Origin of the sequence: Bartonella sp. CL435QHHD (genome assembly GCF_042195095.1) — a bacterium.
Classification (GTDB): Bacteria; Pseudomonadota; Alphaproteobacteria; order Rhizobiales; family Rhizobiaceae; genus Bartonella.
In genome coordinates, this window is sequence record NZ_JBHINS010000067.1 from 1 (window position 1) to 1,324 (window position 1,324).

Consider the following 1,324-nt stretch of genomic DNA (forward strand, 5'->3'; position numbering starts at 1 on the left):
TACGCACGTGATCATGGGATAGATTTGCGTCCAGAAGATTTTTTTTATCCCGAGCGCTTGCAGAGATTAATGCAAGAGCAACACCCCCCATTGTCGAAAATTAGCAAGAGCTGCGGTGTTGATCACACCGGAGAAACTTTACAGCATTAAGGAGATAAAGATGGCTGTAGAAAAGAAATATGAATTCACGGATGAGACACGTGTTTTTGGTAATCACACACTTCATCGTATTAAAGCCTTAAGAGATTTTGGAGATGTGAAGGCTGGAGAGATTGGGGGGTATATCGAAAAAGAGAGCAACTTAAGTCATCATGGTGAATGTTGGGTTGCTCAGAAGGCTTGTGTTTTTGATAATGCCAAGGTTTATGAAAATGCATGGGTTTTTAATGGAGCCAATGTTTATGAAAACGCCCGTGTTTATGGCAATGCCCGTGTTGGTATAGATGCTTTTATTTATGGAGATAGTTATGTTTATGGCAATGCCCATATTTATGGCAGAGCTAGAGTTTATGAAAATGCTCGTGTTAGTGGGCATGCGCATGTTAGTGACCATGCCCGTGTTTATGGCAATGCCAAGGTTTGTGGCTATGTCTGTGTTAGTAATGATGCTTCGGTTTATGGCAATGCGCATGTGTATGGGAATGCTAAGGTTTGTGAAAATGCTCGTGTTTACGGAAATGCCAAGGTTTGTGGATATACCAAGGTTTGTGGCTATGGAGAGGTTAGCGATAACGACGAAGTTTACATGCGTAAACACGTTTCATATAGCACAAACGAAGCGCATAAGAATGATGATGGTAAGCCTCGTATAGAGCTTATACCGCCGTTGGCACTGATTGAAATCGGCAAAGTTTTAGAGTTTGGGGCAAAGAAGTACGGAGCAAACAATTGGCGTAATGGCATGCACTGGAGCAGGTTTCACGGTGCTGCTTTACGTCATTTATTAGCATGGTTTGGTGGAGAGCATAAGGATGCTGAGAGTGATTTATCACACTTGGCACATGCGGCTTGTTGCATTCTTTTTTTAATGGAATGCGAAGCACAACAGATTGGTCATGATGACCGCCCTCATAAAAATTAAAGGAGATAAAGATGAGTTCGAATGAAATTTTATGGATAGCAGTGGTTTCAGTTTTGCTCTTAAGCGGAGTGATGTTTCGTATTGCATTGCATTATCGCAACCAAGTTAAAGCACTTAAAGAGCAGGTTCAAGATATTAAGAAAGAAATGAGAGAGAATGAGTTTAGGTATTTAAAGGAAAGCAAGCAGACAATTGATCAATGTGATGCGGATCTTGAACAATGCGACAAGCTAATTGAAGAAC

The 1,324-nt window shown here is 41.1% G+C and carries 1 protein-coding gene and 1 pseudogene; both read left to right on the forward strand.

Annotated features, from left to right (window positions below; translation table 11 throughout):
* The first annotated feature begins 160 nt into the window (after positions 1 to 160).
* Positions 161 to 1,081, forward strand: coding sequence for a dATP/dGTP diphosphohydrolase domain-containing protein (locus tag ACFILH_RS04925; RefSeq protein WP_375667458.1), 921 nt, complete (start codon positions 161 to 163; stop codon positions 1,079 to 1,081).
* An 11-nt stretch (positions 1,082 to 1,092) separates the two neighbouring features.
* Positions 1,093 to 1,324: pseudogene (locus ACFILH_RS04930) on the forward strand (hypothetical protein); the annotation flags it as partial.